Raw genomic sequence first — 18,285 nt, forward strand, 5'->3', positions numbered from 1 at the left:
CAATGGCACCCATGACCAGTACGACCGGTACGACGGGTACACCCCCGTCCAGTGGCCTCGCCCCGGAGATCGCCGCCCGCCTCAAGCGCAGCGCCGACGGCCTCCTGCCCGCCATCGCCCAGCAGTACGACACCGGCGAGGTGCTGATGCTCGGCTGGATGGACGACGAGGCGCTGCACCGGACCCTCACCACCGGCCGCTGCACCTACTGGTCGCGCAGCCGCCGGGAGTACTGGGTCAAGGGCGACACCTCCGGCCACTTCCAGTGGGTCAAGTCGGTCGCGCTCGACTGCGACGCCGACACCGTGCTGGTCAAGGTCGACCAGGTGGGCGCCGCCTGCCACACCGGCGACCGCACCTGCTTCGACGCCGACGTGCTCCTCAAGGACGTCGAGCACGCCCACGAGGGCGCCGGTTCCGGCACACCCGCCTCGGATCAGTAAGGTCTGCCGCCATGGACCTCGAGACCTTCCGCAAGCTGGCGACCGACCGGCGCGTCATCCCGGTCACCCGCAAGCTCCTCGCCGACGGCGACACCCCGGTCGCGCTCTACCGCAAGCTCGCCGCCGAGCGCCCCGGCACCTTCCTGCTGGAGTCCGCCGAGAACGGCCGCACGGCGTATCAATGGTCTCGGTACTCCTTCGTCGGCGTCCGCTCCTCGGCCACCCTCACCACCCGGGACGGCCAGGCCCACTGGCTCGGCGCCCCGCCGGTCGGCGTCCCGGTCGAGGGCGACCCGCTGGCCGCCCTGCGCGCCACCATCGAGGCCCTGCACACCCCCCACGACCAGGACCTCCCGCCCTTCACCGGCGGCATGGTCGGCTACCTCGGCTACGACATCGTGCGCCGCCTGGAGAAGATCGGCCCGGGCGAGCGGGACGACCTCGCACTGCCCGAGCTCACCATGCTGCTCACCAGCGACCTGGCCGTCATGGACCACTGGGAGGGCTCGGTCCTGCTGATCGCCAACGCGATCAACCACAACGACCTCGACACGGGCGTCGACGAGGCCCACGCCGACGCCGTGGCCCGGCTGGACGCGATGGAGCGGGACCTCTCCCGCGCGGTCGCCCAGCCGCCCGCCGTCCTGCCGCCCTCGGAGCTTCCCGAGTACACCGCCCTGTGGGGCGGCCCCGACTTCCAGGTCGCCGTCGAGGACATCAAGGAGCGCATCCGCGCGGGCGAGGCCTTCCAGGTCGTCCCCTCCCAGCGCTTCGAGACGCCGTGCACGGCGTCTGCGCTGGACGTCTACCGCGTCCTGCGGGCCACCAACCCGTCGCCGTACATGTACCTCTTCCGTTTCGACGGGTTCGACGTCGTGGGATCCAGTCCGGAGGCGCTCGTCAAGGTCGAGGACGGGCAGGCCATGGTCCACCCCATCGCCGGCACCCGCCCGCGCGGGGCCACCCCGCAGGAGGACCAGGCCCTCGCCGACGAGCTGATGGCCGACCCCAAGGAGCGCGCCGAGCACCTGATGCTCGTCGACCTCGGACGCAACGACCTGGGCCGGGTCTGCGAGCCCGGCTCCGTCGAGGTCGTCGACTTCATGTCCGTCGAGCGGTACTCGCACGTCATGCACATCGTGTCGACGGTCACCGGAAAGGTCGCCGAGGGCCGCACCGCCTTCGACGTCCTCACCGCCTGCTTCCCGGCCGGCACCCTCTCCGGTGCCCCCAAGCCCCGGGCGATGCAGATCATCGACGAACTGGAGCCGTCCAGAAGGGGGCTGTACGGCGGCTGCGTCGGCTACCTCGACTTCGCCGGGGACTCCGACACCGCCATCGCCATCCGCACCGCCCTGCTGCGCGACGGCACGGCGTACGTCCAGGCGGGCGCCGGTATCGTCGCCGACTCCAATCCGGTCGCCGAGGACCAGGAGTGCCGCAACAAGGCGGCGGCGGTCCTGCGGGCCGTGCACACGGCCAACAGACTGGGCGCGCAGGGCGAGTAGGGGCGAGTGGGGCGCTTCTCACGCGACCCCGGGTGACCGTTCGCCCGGGGTTCAGGCGATAGTGGAGTACGTGACTGCTGTTCCTCACCCCCCTTCCGAAGCCGCCGCACCCGAGCGCTCCGGCCGCCGCAGCCTTGCCGCGGCGCTCCTGTTCGGCGCGCTCGGCGCGGCCGTGGCCCTGCTGTCCACCCGGCAGCGCTGGGCCGAGGGCACCGCGACGGTGGCCGGCGGCGACTTCCCGCTGACCGCCAAGGGCAGCGACGTCACGGGCGTCCCCGCGGCCCTCGCCATAGTGGGCCTCGCCGCGCTCGTCGCCGTCTTCGCCGTCCGCAGGGCCGGCCGCTTCGTGGTCTCCGGGCTGCTCGCGCTCTCCGGCGCCGGCATCCTCGCCGCGGCCCTGCTGGGCGCCTCCGACGACTCCGCGCTCGACGAGAAGGCCGCCCAGGCCAGCGGTGACACCTCCGCGACGGTCGCTGCGCTCAGCCACACCGGCTGGCCGTACGTCGCCGCGGCCGGCGGTGCGCTCATCCTGGTCGCGGGGTTGCTGGCGCTGCGCTACGGGCGGCTGTGGCCCGCCATGTCCGGGCGTTACGAGCGGGGCACGGGGGCGGAGCGGCCGCGCCGGGCGCCGAAGCCGGTGGATCCGGACCGGCCCGAGGACATCTGGAAGGCGCTGGACCGGGGCGAGGATCCGACCGGAGCGTGAGATCGGGAATGGGTTGTCGGTCGGCTGCGGGTGCGTTGTGGCTGGTCGCGCAGTTCCCCGTATCGGGGCGCTTCAGTCGATGTGGCGAATCAGACGTCACCCCCGCGTCCGGCACGGGGACTCGTACGGGACAATGGAGGACGAGCGTCCGGAACGGACCCGTACGAGCGCGGCCACGGACGGCACGTACGACACGCACCAGCTAACGAGGAGCAAGTCATGGCGGGCAGCAGCCACGGTCACACCCCGGCCGCCTGGACCGGCGTCACCATCGCCTTCATCGGTTTCTGCGTCGCGGGCGCCTTCATGGTGATGGCCCAGCCGCTCGGCTTCTGGGCCGGCATGGTGATCGTGGTCCTCGGTGGTGTGGTCGGCATGATCATGCGCTCCATGGGTCTCGGCCAGCCGAAGCAGGCCGCCGCGCTCTCCTACACCACCTCGGCCGCCGCCACCCGCGAGCCGGTCGGCGCCGAGAGCTGACCCGCGAAGCTTCCTGAGGGGCGCCCCCGAGAGATCGGGGGCGCCCCTCACGCGCGTGTGCCGACGGTACGGGGCACAATGCGAGGCGTGAACGCCGACATCCAGCGCGCAGCCGTCCCACCGGCGATGCCCTCCCTCCGGGGCCGGCTGGCCGTGCCCGTCGCCGTGCTGGGCGCGGTCGTCGGTGCCTTCGCCTACGTCGGGACCGTCGACCCCAACCAGCCCGGCCACTACCCGGTCTGCCCGCTGTACCGGTTCACCGGCCTGTACTGCCCCGGCTGCGGCGGCCTGCGCAGCGCGCACGCGTTCGTCCACGGGGACTTCCTGGCCGCGCTGCGGGACAACGCGGCCGGTGTGGTCGCCTATCTGGCCTTCGCCGTCGTGTGGACCGTCTGGGTGGTGCGCGCGGTGCGCGGCCGGCCCGCCCGGATCGTGCTCAGGCCGGTGCAGATGTGGACGCTGGGCGCCTTGGTGCTGGTCTTCACCGTTGTCCGGAACCTGCCGTTCGGTGGCTGGTTGCATCCTTGATCGACTGGCGAACGTCCAGGTAGTGGGACCGGCGTCAACTCGATGCGAGGCCAGTGCCGTCCTGCGGATACCATCGCAGGTGACCATGAGTTTTCGAACCCATGGGATGTGACCGCTGGAAAGAACCGTCCGGAAGGGGGCCGCTCGCGTGAGTGTGCTCGACGAGATCATCGACGGAGTCCGTGCCGACCTCGCGGAACGGCAGGCGCGCGTCAGCCTCGACGAGCTCAAGGAGCGCGCGGCGAAGGCGCCCGCCGCCAAGGACGGCGTGGCCGCGCTGCGCGGTGAGGGCGTCAAGGTCATCTGTGAGGTCAAGCGCTCCAGCCCGTCCAAGGGCGCGCTGGCCGCGATCGCCGACCCGGCCGGGCTCGCCGCGGACTACGAGGCGGGCGGCGCGGCCGTCATCTCGGTCCTGACCGAGCAGCGCCGCTTCGGCGGCTCGCTGGCCGACCTGGAGGCGGTCCGGGCCCGGGTGGACATCCCGGTGCTGCGCAAGGACTTCATCGTCACGTCGTACCAGCTGTGGGAGGCCCGCGCGTACGGCGCCGACCTCGCGCTGCTGATCGTCGCCGCCCTCGACCAGCCGGCCCTGGAGTCGCTGATCGAGCGCGCCGAGTCGATCGGCCTCACCCCGCTCGTGGAGGTCCACGACGAGGACGAGATCGAGCGCGCGGTGGACGCCGGTGCCAAGATCATCGGCGTCAACGCGCGCAACCTGAAGACCCTGGAGGTCGACCGCACCACCTTCGAGCGGATCGCCCCGGAGATCCCCGACCACATCGTCAAGGTCGCCGAGTCCGGCGTCCGCGGCCCGCACGACCTGATCGCCTACGCCAACGCCGGCGCCGACGCGGTCCTGGTCGGCGAGTCCCTGGTCACCGGCCGCGACCCCAAGTCCGCGGTGGCCGACCTGGTCGCGGCGGGCGAACACCCCGCACTCCGGCACGGCCGCCCCTGATCACCCGCTAGGCTGACCCCGATGACTCTCACGGTGACGACGACAGTGGACCGGTACGCCCGCCTCGCGCGCGGCTGCCGGCCCCGCGGTTGCCGCGCCCCGGCCCGCCGAATCCACGGCCGCCGCGTGCGCTACGTCATCGGTGACGAACCGGGACAGGTGAACGGCCGTCGATGGCAGCGCGCCCCTCAGGGGCGCGGGGCCGTATCTGATCATGCGACTTCGTCGCGTGAGCGCGACCAGCCACACACGGCCTGAGGTCGTACGACGGACTCCGCCCCCACGGCGAATAGTGTCTTTTCACACGCACTCACCGTGAGGTTCTGGCATGCCCAGCGATTTCTTCTTCCCTGACCCCACCGGCCAGGTGCCCAGCGTCGAGGGCTACTTCGGCGCATTCGGCGGCAAGTTCATCCCGGAGGCCCTCGTCGCCGCCGTGGACGAGGTCGCCGTCGAGTACGACAAGGCCAAGCACGACCCCGAGTTCGCCCGCGAACTCGACGACCTGCTCCTCAACTACACGGGCCGCCCGTCGGCGCTCACCGAGGTCCCCCGGTTCGGCGCGGAAGCCGGCGGTGCCCGGATCTTCCTCAAGCGCGAGGACCTGAACCACACCGGCTCGCACAAGATCAACAACGTGCTCGGTCAGGCCCTGCTCACCAAGCGCATGGGCAAGACCCGGGTGATCGCGGAGACCGGCGCCGGCCAGCACGGCGTCGCCACCGCCACCGCCTGCGCGCTGTTCGGCCTCGACTGCACCATCTACATGGGCGAGATCGACACCCAGCGCCAGGCCCTGAACGTGGCCCGGATGCGCATGCTCGGCGCCGAGGTCATCGCCGTGAAGTCGGGCAGCCGTACGCTCAAGGACGCCATCAACGAGGCGTTCCGCGACTGGGTGGCGAACGTCGACCACACCCACTACCTCTTCGGTACGGTCGCAGGCCCGCACCCCTTCCCGGCCATGGTCCGCGACTTCCACCGGGTGATCGGCGTCGAGGCCCGCCGTCAGATCCTGGAGCGCGCGGGGCGCCTCCCCGACGCGGCGATCGCCTGCGTCGGCGGCGGCTCCAACGCCATCGGCCTCTTCCACGCCTTCATCCCCGACGCGGGCGTCCGCCTCATCGGCTGCGAGCCCGCGGGGCACGGCATCGAGACCGGCGAGCACGCGGCCACCCTCACCGCCGGCGAGCCCGGCATCCTGCACGGCTCCCGGTCCTACGTCCTCCAGGACGACGAGGGCCAGATCACCGAGCCGTACTCGATCTCGGCCGGTCTGGACTACCCCGGCATCGGCCCGGAGCACTCCTACCTCAAGGACTCCGGCCGCGGCGAGTACCGCGCGGTCACCGACGACGCGGCCATGCAGGCCCTGCGCCTGCTCTCCCGCACCGAGGGCATCATCCCGGCCATCGAGAGCGCCCACGCCCTCGCCGGCGCCCTGGAGGTCGGCAGGGAGCTCGGCAAGGACGGGCTGATCGTCGTCAACCTGTCAGGGCGTGGCGACAAGGACATGGACACCGCCGCGCGCTACTTCGGGCTGTACGACACCGACGCCGAGGTGGCCGCCGACGCCACCGCCACCGCCGAGATCGAGGGGGACGCCAAGTGAGCGGGAACATTCAGCTGCTGAACGGCACCCTCGCCGGTGCCAGGGCCGAGGGCCGCGCCGCGCTCATCGCCTACCTCCCGGCCGGGTTCCCGACCGTCGACGGCGGCATCGAGGCCATCAAGGCCGTCCTGGACGGCGGCGCGGACGTCGTCGAGGTCGGACTGCCGCACAGCGACCCGGTCCTGGACGGCCCGGTCATCCAGACCGCCGACGACATCGCCCTGCGCGGCGGCGTCAAGATCGCGGACGTCATGCGCACGGTCAAGGAGGCCTACGAGGCCACCGGCAGGCCGATCCTCGTCATGACGTACTGGAACCCCATCGACCGCTACGGCGTCGAGCGCTTCACCGCCGAGCTGGCCGAGGCGGGCGGCGCGGGCTGCATCCTGCCCGACCTGCCGGTCCAGGAGTCGGCGCTGTGGCGGGAGCACGCCGAGAAGCACGGCCTGGCGACGGTCTTCGTCGTGGCGCCGAGCAGCAAGGACGAGCGGCTCGCCAAGATCACGGCGGCGGGCAGCGGTTTCGTCTACGCGGCGTCCCTGATGGGGGTCACCGGTACGCGTGAATCGGTCGGCGCGCAGGCCCAGAACCTGGTCGAGCGCACCCGGGGCACCGGCACCGAGCTGCCCGTCTGCGTCGGCCTCGGCGTCTCCGACGCGGCCCAGGCCGCCGAGGTCGCCGGGTTCGCCGACGGGGTGATCGTCGGGTCGGCCTTCGTGAAGCGGATGCTGGAAGCGCCGGACCACGCGGCCGGTGTGGCGGCCGTGCGCGAGCTGGCCGGGGACCTGGCGAAGGGCGTGCGCGGACAGGCGTAGACCCACCAGGGTATCGCCGGACACAACAGAACATTCGGTCACTCGAACGGGTGGACCTGGGACCGGGGAGGCGCGGTGCGCCTCCCCGGTTCGTTCTGGGGGGTGTGAGCGAGAAGAATCGTGACGGAAAGCGGATGGCCCGCGAGCGGCTGGCGGCCGAGCGCGAGAAGCAGAAGGCCTCGGAGCGGCGACGGCGCGCGCTGATCGTCGGCGCGAGCGTCGTCTGCGTCCTGGGCCTGGCGGCGGTGATCGGCATCGTCGCCGCGAACGCGGGCAAGGACAAGAACAGTGAGAGCTCCGGCCCGGTCGTGGCGCCCTCGGGCGCGCAGGGCAAGGACAGCCTCGCGATCCCGGTCGGCAAGGACGACGCCAAGGCGACGCTCACCATCTGGGAGGACTTCCGCTGCCCGGCCTGCCAGGCCTTCGAGGCGGCGTACCGTCCGACGCTCCACGAGCTGGTCGACTCCGGCAAGCTCAGGATCGAGTACCACCTGGCCACGCTGATCGACGGCAACCTCGGCGGCAGCGGCTCCCGGCACGCGGCCAACGCGGCGGCCTGCGCCCAGGACGCGGGCAAGTTCCGCGACTTCCACGACGTGCTGTACGAGAACCAGCCGAAGGAGACCGACGACGCGTTCGCCAGCGATGCCAAGCTGATCGAGCTGGCCGGCAAGGTCGACGGCCTGGTCACGCCGGCGTTCGAGAAGTGTGTCAACGACGGCACGCACAACGCCTGGGTCGTCAAGTCCAACCAGGCCTTCCAGGCCGGCAAGTTCGGCGGCACCCCGACCGTGCTGCTCGACGGCAAGAACATCTACCAGGACCAGACGATGACCCCGGCCAAGCTGAAGCAGCTGGTCGAGGACGCGAACAAGGGGTAGGCGGCGGTAAGCGTTTCTCACGCCCCTGTTATGGAGCCGTAGCCGGGCTGGTTGCCGTGGGCCCGGTCCGGCACGGTAGCGTCGACCCTGCCATGGAAACACTTGCCTACATTCCCAGCCCTTCGCGCGGAGTGATCCACCTCGGTCCCATTCCGCTGCGCGGCTACGCGTTCTGCATCATCATCGGTGTCTTCGTAGCCGTCTGGCTCGGAAACAAACGCTGGATCGCCCGGGGCGGGCGGGCCGGCACCGTGGCCGACATCGCCGTCTGGGCCGTACCGTTCGGCCTGGTCGGCGGGCGTCTCTACCACGTGATCACGGACTACGAGCTGTACTTCAGCGAGGGCCGTGACTGGGTCGACGCGTTCAAGGTCTGGCAGGGCGGCCTCGGTATCTGGGGCGCGATCGCGCTCGGCGCGGTCGGCGCCTGGATCGGCTGCCGGCGCCGGGGCATCCCGCTCCCGGCGTACGCCGACGCCATCGCCCCCGGCATCGCCCTGGCCCAGGCGTGCGGTCGCTGGGGGAACTGGTTCAACCAGGAGCTGTACGGCCGCGAGACGCACCTTCCGTGGGCTCTGCACATCACCTCCTCCGAGGGCGGCCGGGTCCCGGGCTACTACCACCCGACCTTCCTGTACGAGTCGCTGTGGTGCATCGGCGTCGCCTTCCTCGTCATCTGGGCCGACCGGCGCTTCACGCTGGGGCACGGGCGGGCGTTCGCGCTGTACGTCGCCGCGTACTGCGTGGGCCGCGGCTGGATCGAGTACATGCGCGTCGACGACGCCCACCACATCCTCGGTCTGCGGCTCAACGACTGGACCGCGATGATCGTGTTCCTGCTCGCCGTGCTGTACATGGTGCTCTCCGCGAAGAAGCGGCCGGGCCGGGAGACGGTGGTCGAGCCGGGCGCCGCCGACGGTGAGACTGACGGTGACAGTGCGGCCGACGGTGAGACCGAGGCCGTCGAGGCCAAGGAGGCTCCCGAGGCGGAGGCCTCCGAGGACGAACCCGTAGCCAAGGGCGACGAGGCCGACGAGACCGACGAGGTCAAGGACGAGGCCGGGTCGGGGACCAAGAAGAGCTGACCTGCCGCGATACGACGAAGAGGGCGCCCGGGACCGACCGGGCGCCCTCTTCGCACGCGGGCCGCCGGGCCGAGGCGAGTCCGGCACCGCGAGATCACCGGCGGTTGAGCAGGGAGAGGGTTCTGCGGGCCGTGGCCACCACCGCCGCGTCGATGAAGCTGCCGTCGGGGAGGGCCTGGGCGCCCTGTTCGGTGGTGGCTGCCTTGATGATGGTCTCGGCCTGTTCCACTTCCGCCTCGGTGGGGAGGTAGGCCCGTTCGATGATCGGGAGCTGGCGGGGATGGATGGCGGCGCGGCCCAGGAAGCCCAGGGCGCGGCCGTGGGCGCAGGAGGCGGCCAGGCCGCCCAGGTCGCGGGTGTCGGGGTGGACCGACTGGGGCGGCGGGGCGAGCCCCGCGGCCCGGGCGGCGACCACGATCCGGGAGCGGCACCAGTCGAGGCCGAGGTCGTCCCGTACGCCCAGGTCGGCCCGGAGGTCCGCCTCGCCGAGGGAGATGCCGCGGAGGGCGGGGTGGGCGGTGGCGATGGCGTAGGCGTGCTCGATGCCGAGGGCCGATTCGAGGAGGGCGTAGAGGGGCAGGGCGGCGGTCCGGTCGGCGAGGTGGCGGATGTCGTCGGGGCTGGTCACCTTGGGCAGCCGCAGCCCGTCGAGGCCGGGGAGGCCGAGCAGGGCCTGGATGTCGGTCTGTGCCCAGGAGGTGTCGAGACCGTTGATCCGGACGTGGACCGGGACCGGCTGCGGGTGGGTGAGGAGGTCGGCGGTGGCGGCGCGGGCGCAGTCCTTGCGGTCGGGGGCGACCGCGTCCTCCAGGTCGATCACCACCACGTCCGCGCCGGAGACCAGCGCCTTGGCGACCACGTGCGGCCGGTCACCGGGGACGTACAGCCAGGTCAGGGGGAAGGGGGCGGTGGTCTCGGTGGTCCTACGGCAGGTGGTCATACGGCGCCCTCCGCGCGCAGCGCCTGCCGCTGGGCCTCGGTCAGGCCCAGTTCGGTGAGGACCTCGTCCGTGTCGGCGCCGTGCGGGCGGCCGGTCCAGCGGATCGCGCCGGGGGTCGCCGAGAGCCGGAAGAGGACGTTCTGCATGCGCAGGGGGCCCAGTTCGGGGTCGGCGACCGTGGTGATCGTGTCCAGCGCCTGGTACTGCGGGTCTTCCATGACGTCCCGTACGTCCTGGATGGGGGCCACCGCCGCCTCCGCCTTCTCGAACTCGGCCAGCACCTCGGCACGGGAGCGGACGGCGACCCAGTCGCCGACGGCCGCGTCGAGGACGTCGGCGTGCGCGGCCCGGCCGACGCCGGTCGCGAACCACGGCTCGTCGATCAGCTCCGGGCGCCCGACCAGCCGCAGCACGCGTTCCGCGATCGACTGGGCCGAGGTGGAGACGGCGACCCAGTCCCCGTCCGCCGTGCGGTAGGTGTTGCGCGGGGCGTTGTTGGCGGACCGGTTGCCGGTGCGCTCCTGGACGTAGCCGAGCTGGTCGTACCAGATGGGCTGGGGGCCGAGGACGGTCAGGATCGGCTCGATGATCGCCATGTCGACGACCTGCCCCTCGCCGGTGCGGTCCCGGGCGGCGAGCGCGGTCATGACGGCGTACGCGGTCGCCAGTGCCGCGATGGAGTCGGCGAGACCGAACGGCGGCAGCACCGGGGGTGCGTCCGGTTCGCCGGTGATCGCCGCGAAGCCGCTCATCGCCTCCGCGAGGGTGCCGAAGCCGGGGCGGTGGGCGTAGGGCCCGAACTGGCCGAAGGCGGTGACCCGGGTCAGGACCAGGCGGGGGTTGGCGGCGGAGAGCTCCTCCCAGCCGAGGTCCCACTTCTCCAGGGTGCCCGGGCGGAAGTTCTCGACGATGACGTCGGCGGTGGCGGCGAGCCGGAGCAGGGTGGCACGGCCGCCGCGCTTGGACAGGTCGAGGGTGATGGCGCGCTTGTTGCGGCCGAGCAGCTTCCACCACAGGCCGACGCCCTGCTTGGCCGGGCCGTGGCCCCGGGAGGGATCGGGCTTGCCGGGGTGCTCGACCTTGATGACCTCGGCACCGAAGTCGCCGAGCAGGGTGGCGGCGAGCGGCCCCGCGAAGAGCGTGGCGAGATCGAGAACGCGCAGCCCGGCGAGGGGCAGGGGCTGGGGCTGGGGTTTCGTACTCATGGTTGTCGTCCTCATGCGGTGTACTGCGCCTCGATCTCCGGGCGGTACGGCATCGAGGTCGACGCGCCCTCCCGCTGTACGGCGAGGGCGGCTGCGGCGGCCGCCCAGGACAGGGCCTCCCGGACCGGTTTCTCCTCGGACAGGGCCACCGCGAGGGCGCCGACGAAGGTGTCGCCCGCGCCCGTCGAGTCGACGGCGGTCACCCGGGGCGCGGGGATGACGAGCGGCTGGGCGTCCCGGGTGAGGTAGAGGCTGCCGGCCGCGCCGAGGGTGACGACGACCTGTGGCACCAGGTCGAGCAGGGCGGCGGCCGCGTCGCGCGGGTCGGCGCGGTCGGTGAGGGCGGCGGCCTCGCGCTCGTTGGCCACCAGCAGGTCGATGTTGCCGAGGAGTTCGGGCGGGAGGGGGCGGACGGGCGACGGGGTGAGGATGGTGTGCACGCCGTGCCGGCGGGCGGCCTGCGCGCCGGCCACGACCGCCGGCAGCGGGATCTCCAGCTGGAGGAGGAGCCGGTCGGCGGAGGCGATGACACCCTCGTCGCCGGGGGCGAGGTGGTCGACGGTGCCGTTGGCGCCGGGGACCACCACGATCGCGTTGCCGCCCTGGTCGTCGACGACGATGTGCGCGGTGCCGGAAGGGCACTCGATGGTGCGCAGCGAGTCGGTGTCCACGCCGGAGTGTTCGAGGGTCTCGCGCAGCCGGGCGCCGTAGGAGTCGTGACCGACCGCGCCGATCATCGAGACGGTGGCGCCGGCGCGGGCGGCGGCGATCGCCTGGTTGGCGCCCTTGCCGCCGGGGATCGTACGGAAGTCCCGCCCCGTCACGGTCTCGCCGAGGTGCGGGGCCCGCTCGGCGTAGACGACGAGGTCCATGTTCGTGCTGCCCAGTACGGCGATATGGGTCATGGGTGGGTCGCCTCCAGGTGGGTGAGGTGGGCGAGGGTGTCGAAGCCGGTGCCGTCGAAGCCGGCGACCGAGGTGGCGAGGCGGTTCTTGAGCGGGGTGGTCCAGCGGTCGGGCAGGGCGGCGGGGTCGCCCGCGAGCAGCCCGGCGACGGAACCGGCCGTCGCTCCGTTCGAGTCGGTGTCCCAACCGCCGCTCACCGCACGGCAGACGGAGCCGGTGAAGTCGCCGTCGGCGTGGGTGAGGGCGGCGGCGATCAGGGCGGTGTTGGGGATGGCGTGCACCCAGTGGTGGGTGGGGGAGTGGGTGCGGTGGAGTTCGTCCACGACCGTCTCGAAGTCCTCGTGGGTCTCGGCGAGCCGGATCGCGTGGCCGATCGCGGTGGCGAGGCGGGAGCGGGGCGGGATGACGGAACGGCCGGCGCGCAGGCAGGCGTGCACGTCGTGGGTTCCGGTGGCGGCGGTGGCGATGACGGCGGCCGTGAACATCGCCGCGTAGACGCCGTTGGCGGTGTGCGTGAGGGCGGCGTCACGGTGGGCCTGCCCGGCCGCGGCGGCCGGGTCGCCGGGGTTGGTCCAGCCGTGCACGTCGGCACGGATCAGCGCGCCGATCCATTCACGGAAGGGGTTGCGGTGGCGGGCGGTGTGCGGGGGTTCGATGCCGGAGAGGAGATTGCGGTAGGCGACGCGTTCGGCGGTGAAGGTACGGCCGGCGGGGAGCTCGTCGAGCCAGAGCTGTGCCACGTCGGCGGTGGTGAAGTTCCTGGTGTGGCGCTGGAGCAGCAGGAGGTTCAGGAGGGGGTAGTTGAGGTCGTCGTCCTCGGGCATGCCGTCGATGTTCTCGACGAGGGAGGTGGCGGCGGAGCGGCGGTTCCAGGGGTGGGCGCAGAGCAGCTCGGCCGGTACGCCGCGCGCGGTGAAGTACTGGTTCAGGGGCCAGTTTCCGGTGGCGCGGGCGAGGTCCCGGATGGCGTGCAGAGGCAGCTTCTCCACGGGTTTCCCGAGCAGACAGCCGACGGCTCGGCCCAGCCAGGCTGCTTCGTAGGCGCGGCTGGGCAGCGCCCCGTCAGGGGCGCGGGGCTGGAACATGTGCGGCTCCGCCGCGTGGGCGCGATCAGCCCCCACCGGCCCGCAGCCGGACGACGGCCACTCGGGACACAGCGCCCTGATGTCGTCCAGATCCGTCGGCTCGTTCAACCTGCTCGGCAGATCCGCGAGTTCGTCGAGGAGATCCTCCGCCAGCTGGCGGACGTAGCGGGACGCCCGGTCCGGCGAAGCTCCCGCACGTGCGGGAGCTTCCCTGCCCCCCGCCGCCAGCCACCTCGCCTCGATCGCCGAGGGCTCCCGTCCGTCCTGCCGTGCCTGCCGCAGCTCGTGCCCCAGCAGGTCCTCCGGCTGGACCCAGGTCAGGCGGAGCATCCCGTGCCCCCGAGGCGGGCGAAGGACTCCGCGTGGACGCGGTGGCGTTCGGTGTCGCGCGTGAAGATCTCCCTGGTGACCGCGGTCAGTGCGCGCGGCGGCTCCCAGAGGTCGAGGCGGCTCGCCTCGGCCACCCGCTTCGACCACTCCTCCGGTACGGCGGAGCCGAGCGCACCGGCGATCGCGCCCGCCATCGTCGCGATCGAGTCGCAGTCCCGGCCGTAGTTGACGGAACCGAGGACCGCCTGCCGGTAGTCGCCGTCGGCCACCAGCAACATGCCCAGGGCGACGGGCAGTTCCTCGATGGCGTGCAGGCGGGACGGGCGGCGGGCGCCGAGGGAGGGGGACCGGTAGTCGGGGCCGACCGTGTCGTAGGGGGCGACCGCCTCGCGCAGGGGCCTGAGCGCCGACTCGAAGTCGCTGTGGCGTGACGCCACTTCACAGACCTGTTCGATCGCGGTACGCGTGCCGTCCTTCGCCAGGGACAGGGCCGCGGCCACGACCGACTCCGGGGTCGCGCCCGGGGCCGCGGCCGCCGCCACCGCCGCCGCGAAGACGCCCGCCGCCTCCCTGCCGTACGACGACTGGTGGGCGCCCGCGACGTCCAGCGCCTCGGCGTACGCGGCCCGCGGGTTCGCCGAGTTGACCAGGCCGACCGGGGCCATGTACATCGCCGCACCGCAGTTGACGATGTTGCCGACGCCGGCCTCGCGGGGATCGACATGGCCGTAGTGGAGGCGGGCCGCGAGCCACTTCTCCGCGAGGAAGATCCGGTGCAGCGGGATGGTCTCCGTCTCCAGCTCCGGGATCCAGCGGGGGTTGGTCATCAGGTCGGGGACCAGGTGGTCGGCGATGGCGTACGCGTCGAGATGGTCGCGGACGCGGTCGTACACCCGTACCAGCGCATGGGTCATCAAGGTGTCGTCGGTGACGTGGCCGTCGCCCTTGTGGTACGGCGCGATCGGGCGGGCGGTGCGCCAGGCGTCGCCGTTCCAGGGGCCGACGACGCCGTGCACGCGGCCGCCGTGGCGTTCGAGGATCTGGTCGGGGGAGTACCCCTCGACGGGTCCGCCGAGGGCGTCCCCGACGGCGGCTCCGACGAGCGCTCCGGTGATCCGTTCGTCGAGCGAAGCTCCGGCGCTTTCTTCTCCTTTGGGCGTCATGCACCGAATCATCCACCTGGACGGGCCGGTTGTGTGGCTTCCAGGAGTTCGGCGAGTTCCACGAGGTCGGTGCCGGTGAGGCGGGGGAGGGCGCAGCCGGAGAGGGTGCGGCAGGCGTCCCGCCAGGGCCCGGGGATGGATGCGCCGCCGCCGAGGGCGCCGGTGAGGGCGCCGGCCAGGGCGGGGGCCGAGTCGGCGACCCTGGACAGGCACGCGGCGGCGGGCACGGCCTCGGCGATCCGGCCTCGGGAGGCCGTGGCGAGGGCGAGGGCGACCGGGACGGTCTCGGCGGCGGCGATGCCGTAGCTGTAGACGTGGTCGACGATTTGGTGTTCGAGCAGGGGGATGACGGCGAACGCGGTGTCCGCCGCGCCGGTGAGGGTCAGGGCGTGCCGGGCGTTGCGGCCGATCTCGGTGGACTCGGGGAGTTCGGCGAGGGCCGCGGCCACGCAGGTCTCGACCTCGGCGCCGACCAGGGCGAGGGCGACGGCCGCCGCCATGGCGCGGGCGCCGTGGACTCCGTCGCCGTCCTGGGTGTAGCGGGCGTCGAACTCGGCGAGGTCGGCGGCGCGTTGGGGGTCGCCGGGGTGGGCGACGGCGAGTGCGCAGGCGCGGACGCAGGCGGCGTCGTCGAAGTAGTGCGGGTTGTCGTGGCCGGTGGCGGGCGGGCGCAGGCCGGTGGCGAGGTTGCCGAGGCCGGCGCGGACGGAGATACGGGCACGCAGGGGGAGTACGGCCGACTCGATCTCCGGGGCGCGTTCGGCCGCGGCGGCGACCTCGGAGGCTACGGCGGTCCAGGTGAGGTCGATGGCGGCGCGGGTACGGAGCTCACGGCTGAGGTCGCCGAGGACGGTGTCGTCGCCGGCGCGCAGCACGGCTTCCGCGGCGAAGGCCGCCCACTCGGCGTCGTCGGAGGGGCCGAGGCGGAGGGGCTCGGGGGGTTGGTTGAGGGCGATGGGGACGGGGAGGGTGGTGGTCGCGTTCTGCTCGGCGAAGGTGTCGAGTTCGCGGGTGAGGCGGCGGGTCCACTCGGGCATCCGGGACGCGCGGTGCCGGGCGGAGGGCCAGCCGGCGGCGTCCCCCGCGGCGAGGCCGAGAAGGAGCCCCTCGATACGACGCCGGTTCACCGAAGCCCCTCGCCACAGCCGACCCCCAGGGAGCTCCGGATGGGGACGGGTGGTCGGGGGTGTGACTCGGTCGGCGGAAGTGCTGCTGACGTGGCGGGGTGCGGCTCGGTGGGGATGGCGGCGGGCGGCTCGGTCGGCACGAAGGCCGGCGTCGTGGAGCGCGGCTCGGTCGGTGGAAAGGCCGGTGGCGTGGAGTGCGCGGTGGTCTGTCCCGAAGCCGTTGCCATCAGGAGGTCGGCCACGTTCAGCACGTGGTGCCCCGCCATGGACGGCAGGCAGCTCCCCCGGGCCGGGCCGATCGCCGCCCTCCACTCCTCGGGGATCGCCGCCTCGCCCCGCGTCGCTCCCGCCAGCGCCCCGGCCACCGCGGCCGTCGTGTCCGCGTCGCGCCCCATGTTGACGGCCGTCAGTACCGCGTCGCGGAAGTCGCCGTCCGCCGCCGCGTACGCGCCGAAGGCCAGGGCCACCGCCTCGGGGGCCAGGTCGGTCCAGGGGTAGCCGCCGATGACGACGGCGGAGCGGACCGCCCGTTCGCCGCCGTGGGCGACCGAGACGGCCCGGCGCAGGGAGCGAGCCGTCCAGGAGTCGTCCGGGATCACCGCGAGGGCGGCCGCGACCACCGACGTGGGCGGCGCCCCGGCCATCGCCGCCGCGACCCCCGCCGCCACCGCCTGGCCGCCGTAGATGCCCTCGCCCTCGTGGCTCACCGAGCCGTCGACGGCGACGAGCCGGGCCGCCTCGGCGGGGCGGCCGGCGGCGAAGACGCCGAAGGGGGCCGCCCGCATGGCCAGGCCGTCGCTCCAGGCGTGCCGGTGCTGGGCGGAGATGGGGGCGGCCAGGCCCCGGCGGAGGTTCTCCAGGGTGCCGCGTTCGCTGAAGCCGGCGCCCTTGAAGGGGCCCTCGGCGCGGTCGGCGATCCACTCGTGCCAGGCCGCCTCGACATGGGCCGGGGTGAGGGCCGAGCCGTGCCGGGCGAGGAGGAGGCCGGAGAAGATCGCGTACTCGGTGTCGTCCGTACCGGCGGGGGTGTCGGTGACGTATCCCGTGATGCGGCCCCAGCGGGCGCGGATCTCGGAGGGCTTCATGTTCTCCGCCGGCGCCCCGAGCGCGTCCCCCACGGCCAGGCCCAGCAGCGCGCCCCGCGCCCGGTCGTGCAGCTCAGGGGCGCGCTCGTCGGGCGTGGGGACCGGCGGGGTGCAGACGATCGATGACATGGGCGGGCCTCTCCGGGAGGGGCTTCGCGCGAGGCGCGGAACCGTTTGCGGATGTGTCCCACCAACGGCGGTTGACCGCAGCCTGGAAGGCCTTTACATCACCCGGTCGACATCTGTGCACCACCTCGCACGTGTGAGCGGGTCGCGGTAAAGCCGCAGGTTAGCCGAGCCTTTCCTTGCTGGCGGCGGGGAATGTCGGGGCGTAACGTCAGCGTTGTCGAAAGATAGAACTTGTCCAAACTTAGCTTTGCCTCAGCTTATTCGAGGCGCACGCGAGACCTTTTGGGGGACCCTTCATGGCCGTCATCGAGACCCAGGCGACACTGCACGAAGCCCACCGCGACAACCACACCCACCGGGATGTGAACGGGGGCTGGCTGCGGCCCGCCGTCTTCGGCGCCATGGACGGGCTGGTCTCCAACCTCGCCCTGATGACGGGTGTGGCCGGCGGGGCCGTCGGCCATCAGACCATCGTGATCACCGGGCTCGCGGGGCTGGCCGCCGGCGCCTTCTCGATGGCCGCCGGCGAGTACACCTCCGTCGCCTCGCAGCGTGAGCTCGTCGAGGCCGAGCTGGACGTCGAGCGGCGGGAGCTGCGCAAGCACCCGCAGGACGAGGAGGCCGAGCTGGCCGCGCTGTACGAGGCGAGGGGCGTCGAGCCGGCGCTGGCCCGGGAGGTCGCCCGGCAGCTGTCCGCCGACCCCGAGCAGGCGCTGGAGATACACGCGCGCGAGGAGCTCGGGATCGACCCCGGCGACCTGCCCTCGCCGCTGGTCGCCGCCGTCTCGTCCTTCGGGTCGTTCGCGCTGGGCGCGCTGCTGCCCGTCCTGCCGTTCCTGCTCGGTGCCACCGCGCTCTGGCCCGCCCTGTTGCTGGCGCTCGCCGGGCTGTTCGGCTGTGGTGCCGTGGTGGCCAAGGTGACCGCGCGGAGCTGGTGGTTCAGCGGTCTGCGGCAGCTCGCACTGGGCGGTGCGGCGGCCGGTGTGACGTACGCCCTGGGCACTCTGTTCGGGACGGCCGTAGGATAGGGCGACTGGTAGCTATGCGCTGGGCCGCATAAGTACCCGTTACTCGCTGGTTTCGAATGCTTAACCACGGGGCATGAGCCGTAAGCGCTGCGGGCAATGACGCCTGTCGGGCACCCGTGGGGCGACGATCGCGCTCGGTCCCGCTCCCTTGGGCCGATGGACATCGATCTGTCCGGATCGGTCCCCCGCTACCTTCACCGCCTTGAGCGGTGCCCCGCCGAAACCCCTACGGCGTCCGCATGTTGAAACGGTGTATCCAGTTCCCGCGAACC

General features: G+C 72.7%; 19 protein-coding genes. 12 read left to right on the forward strand and 7 right to left on the reverse strand.

The features are described from left to right. The first annotated feature begins 2 nt into the window (after window positions 1-2). From hisI to lgt, 11 genes are all read left to right on the forward strand, one after another. On the forward strand, window positions 3-443 hold the full coding sequence (hisI, locus tag ACFZDK_RS08615) for a phosphoribosyl-AMP cyclohydrolase (protein ID WP_390971085.1): 441 nt from the start codon (window positions 3-5) through the stop codon (window positions 441-443). An 11-nt stretch (window positions 444-454) separates the two neighbouring features. Next, on the forward strand, window positions 455-1,951 hold the full coding sequence (locus tag ACFZDK_RS08620) for an anthranilate synthase component I (RefSeq protein WP_390971087.1): 1,497 nt from the start codon (window positions 455-457) through the stop codon (window positions 1,949-1,951). Window positions 1,952-2,012: 61 nt separating this feature from the next. Continuing rightward, on the forward strand, window positions 2,013-2,657 hold the full coding sequence (locus ACFZDK_RS08625) for a TIGR02234 family membrane protein (RefSeq protein WP_390971089.1): 645 nt from the start codon (window positions 2,013-2,015) through the stop codon (window positions 2,655-2,657). A gap of 219 nt (window positions 2,658-2,876) precedes the next feature. Beyond that, entirely contained in the window at window positions 2,877-3,137 is a 261-nt protein-coding gene (locus ACFZDK_RS08630; RefSeq protein WP_390971091.1) for an HGxxPAAW family protein, read from the forward strand. A 78-nt stretch (window positions 3,138-3,215) separates the two neighbouring features. Then, window positions 3,216-3,665: a DUF2752 domain-containing protein gene (locus tag ACFZDK_RS08635; protein ID WP_390971092.1), complete on the forward strand. Its 450-nt coding sequence runs from the start codon at window positions 3,216-3,218 to the stop codon at window positions 3,663-3,665. Between the two features lie 148 nt (window positions 3,666-3,813). Next, complete coding sequence (gene trpC, locus ACFZDK_RS08640; RefSeq protein WP_390971094.1) at window positions 3,814-4,623, forward strand: indole-3-glycerol phosphate synthase TrpC; 810 nt, start codon at window positions 3,814-3,816, stop codon at window positions 4,621-4,623. Between the two features lie 21 nt (window positions 4,624-4,644). Then, window positions 4,645-4,881 carry a tryptophan biosynthesis modulator TrpM gene (gene trpM / locus ACFZDK_RS08645; protein ID WP_390971096.1) on the forward strand — a complete coding sequence of 79 codons (237 nt, stop codon included), beginning with the start codon at window positions 4,645-4,647 and terminating at the stop codon, window positions 4,879-4,881. A 70-nt stretch (window positions 4,882-4,951) separates the two neighbouring features. After that, the gene (gene trpB, locus ACFZDK_RS08650; protein ID WP_390971098.1) at window positions 4,952-6,235 is read left to right on the forward strand and encodes a tryptophan synthase subunit beta; all 1,284 of its coding nucleotides are present in this window, start codon (window positions 4,952-4,954) and stop codon (window positions 6,233-6,235) included. Beyond that, window positions 6,232-7,050 carry a tryptophan synthase subunit alpha gene (gene trpA / locus ACFZDK_RS08655; protein WP_390971100.1) on the forward strand — a complete coding sequence of 273 codons (819 nt, stop codon included), beginning with the start codon at window positions 6,232-6,234 and terminating at the stop codon, window positions 7,048-7,050. Before trpB ends, trpA begins: the two co-directional genes overlap by 4 nt. Before the next feature lie 104 nt (window positions 7,051-7,154). Beyond that, the gene (locus ACFZDK_RS08660; RefSeq protein WP_390971102.1) at window positions 7,155-7,931 is read left to right on the forward strand and encodes a thioredoxin domain-containing protein; all 777 of its coding nucleotides are present in this window, start codon (window positions 7,155-7,157) and stop codon (window positions 7,929-7,931) included. A 92-nt stretch (window positions 7,932-8,023) separates the two neighbouring features. Continuing rightward, window positions 8,024-9,016 (forward strand): prolipoprotein diacylglyceryl transferase, encoded by a 993-nt coding sequence (gene lgt, locus ACFZDK_RS08665; protein ID WP_390971104.1) that lies wholly within the window; start codon window positions 8,024-8,026, stop codon window positions 9,014-9,016. A 94-nt stretch (window positions 9,017-9,110) separates the two neighbouring features. Here lgt and ACFZDK_RS08670 read toward each other — a convergent pair whose 3' ends face one another. From ACFZDK_RS08670 to ACFZDK_RS08700, 7 genes are read right to left on the reverse strand one after another with little or no spacing between them, the layout of a single operon-like run. Continuing rightward, complete coding sequence (locus tag ACFZDK_RS08670) at window positions 9,111-9,956, reverse strand: aldolase/citrate lyase family protein (RefSeq protein ID WP_390971106.1); 846 nt, start codon at window positions 9,954-9,956, stop codon at window positions 9,111-9,113. Next, window positions 9,953-11,161: a CoA transferase gene (locus tag ACFZDK_RS08675; RefSeq protein ID WP_390971108.1), complete on the reverse strand. Its 1,209-nt coding sequence runs from the start codon at window positions 11,159-11,161 to the stop codon at window positions 9,953-9,955. Before ACFZDK_RS08675 ends, ACFZDK_RS08670 begins: the two co-directional genes overlap by 4 nt. Window positions 11,162-11,172: 11 nt before the next feature. Continuing rightward, entirely contained in the window at window positions 11,173-12,066 is an 894-nt protein-coding gene (rbsK, locus tag ACFZDK_RS08680; RefSeq protein ID WP_390971110.1) for a ribokinase, read from the reverse strand. Then, window positions 12,063-13,481, reverse strand: a complete 1,419-nt coding sequence (locus ACFZDK_RS08685; RefSeq protein WP_390971113.1) for an ADP-ribosylglycohydrolase family protein — start codon at window positions 13,479-13,481, stop codon at window positions 12,063-12,065. Before ACFZDK_RS08685 ends, rbsK begins: the two co-directional genes overlap by 4 nt. After that, a complete protein-coding gene (locus ACFZDK_RS08690) occupies window positions 13,469-14,644 on the reverse strand; it encodes an ADP-ribosylglycohydrolase family protein (RefSeq protein ID WP_390971115.1) in 1,176 nt (391 codons plus the stop codon). The genes ACFZDK_RS08685 and ACFZDK_RS08690 overlap by 13 nt, the downstream gene beginning before the upstream one ends. 8 nt (window positions 14,645-14,652) lie before the next feature. Next, the gene (locus tag ACFZDK_RS08695) at window positions 14,653-15,771 is read right to left on the reverse strand and encodes an ADP-ribosylglycohydrolase family protein (protein WP_390971117.1); all 1,119 of its coding nucleotides are present in this window, start codon (window positions 15,769-15,771) and stop codon (window positions 14,653-14,655) included. Beyond that, window positions 15,768-16,985, reverse strand: a complete 1,218-nt coding sequence (locus ACFZDK_RS08700) for an ADP-ribosylglycohydrolase family protein (RefSeq protein ID WP_390971119.1) — start codon at window positions 16,983-16,985, stop codon at window positions 15,768-15,770. Before ACFZDK_RS08700 ends, ACFZDK_RS08695 begins: the two co-directional genes overlap by 4 nt. 296 nt (window positions 16,986-17,281) lie before the next feature. Between ACFZDK_RS08700 and ACFZDK_RS08705 the strand changes: the two genes are divergently transcribed. After that, window positions 17,282-18,013, forward strand: coding sequence for a VIT1/CCC1 transporter family protein (locus ACFZDK_RS08705; RefSeq protein ID WP_355708015.1), 732 nt, complete (start codon window positions 17,282-17,284; stop codon window positions 18,011-18,013). The last annotated feature ends 272 nt before the right edge of the window (window positions 18,014-18,285 follow it).

The organism is Streptomyces sp. NPDC007901, from assembly GCF_042959465.1.
In the GTDB taxonomy this organism is placed as follows: domain Bacteria; phylum Actinomycetota; class Actinomycetes; order Streptomycetales; family Streptomycetaceae; genus Streptomyces.

Excerpts from the sequence above, each read along its gene's own strand:
- hisI (WP_390971085.1), top strand. The coding sequence starts at position 3 with ATGGCACCCATGACCAGTACGACCGGTACGACGGGTACACCCCCGTCC.
- ACFZDK_RS08620 (WP_390971087.1), top strand. The coding sequence starts at position 455 with ATGGACCTCGAGACCTTCCGCAAGCTGGCGACCGACCGGCGCGTCATC.
- ACFZDK_RS08630 (WP_390971091.1), top strand. The coding sequence starts at position 2,877 with ATGGCGGGCAGCAGCCACGGTCACACCCCGGCCGCCTGGACCGGCGTC.
- ACFZDK_RS08635 (WP_390971092.1), top strand. The coding sequence starts at position 3,216 with ATGCGAGGCGTGAACGCCGACATCCAGCGCGCAGCCGTCCCACCGGCG.
- trpM (WP_390971096.1), top strand. The coding sequence starts at position 4,645 with ATGACTCTCACGGTGACGACGACAGTGGACCGGTACGCCCGCCTCGCG.
- trpB (WP_390971098.1), top strand. The coding sequence starts at position 4,952 with ATGCCCAGCGATTTCTTCTTCCCTGACCCCACCGGCCAGGTGCCCAGC.
- lgt (WP_390971104.1), top strand. The coding sequence starts at position 8,024 with ATGGAAACACTTGCCTACATTCCCAGCCCTTCGCGCGGAGTGATCCAC.
- ACFZDK_RS08670 (WP_390971106.1), bottom strand. The coding sequence starts at position 9,956 with ATGACCACCTGCCGTAGGACCACCGAGACCACCGCCCCCTTCCCCCTG.
- ACFZDK_RS08675 (WP_390971108.1), bottom strand. The coding sequence starts at position 11,161 with ATGAGTACGAAACCCCAGCCCCAGCCCCTGCCCCTCGCCGGGCTGCGC.
- rbsK (WP_390971110.1), bottom strand. The coding sequence starts at position 12,066 with ATGACCCATATCGCCGTACTGGGCAGCACGAACATGGACCTCGTCGTC.
- ACFZDK_RS08685 (WP_390971113.1), bottom strand. The coding sequence starts at position 13,481 with ATGCTCCGCCTGACCTGGGTCCAGCCGGAGGACCTGCTGGGGCACGAG.
- ACFZDK_RS08690 (WP_390971115.1), bottom strand. The coding sequence starts at position 14,644 with ATGACGCCCAAAGGAGAAGAAAGCGCCGGAGCTTCGCTCGACGAACGG.
- ACFZDK_RS08700 (WP_390971119.1), bottom strand. The coding sequence starts at position 16,985 with ATGTCATCGATCGTCTGCACCCCGCCGGTCCCCACGCCCGACGAGCGC.
- ACFZDK_RS08705 (WP_355708015.1), top strand. The coding sequence starts at position 17,282 with ATGGCCGTCATCGAGACCCAGGCGACACTGCACGAAGCCCACCGCGAC.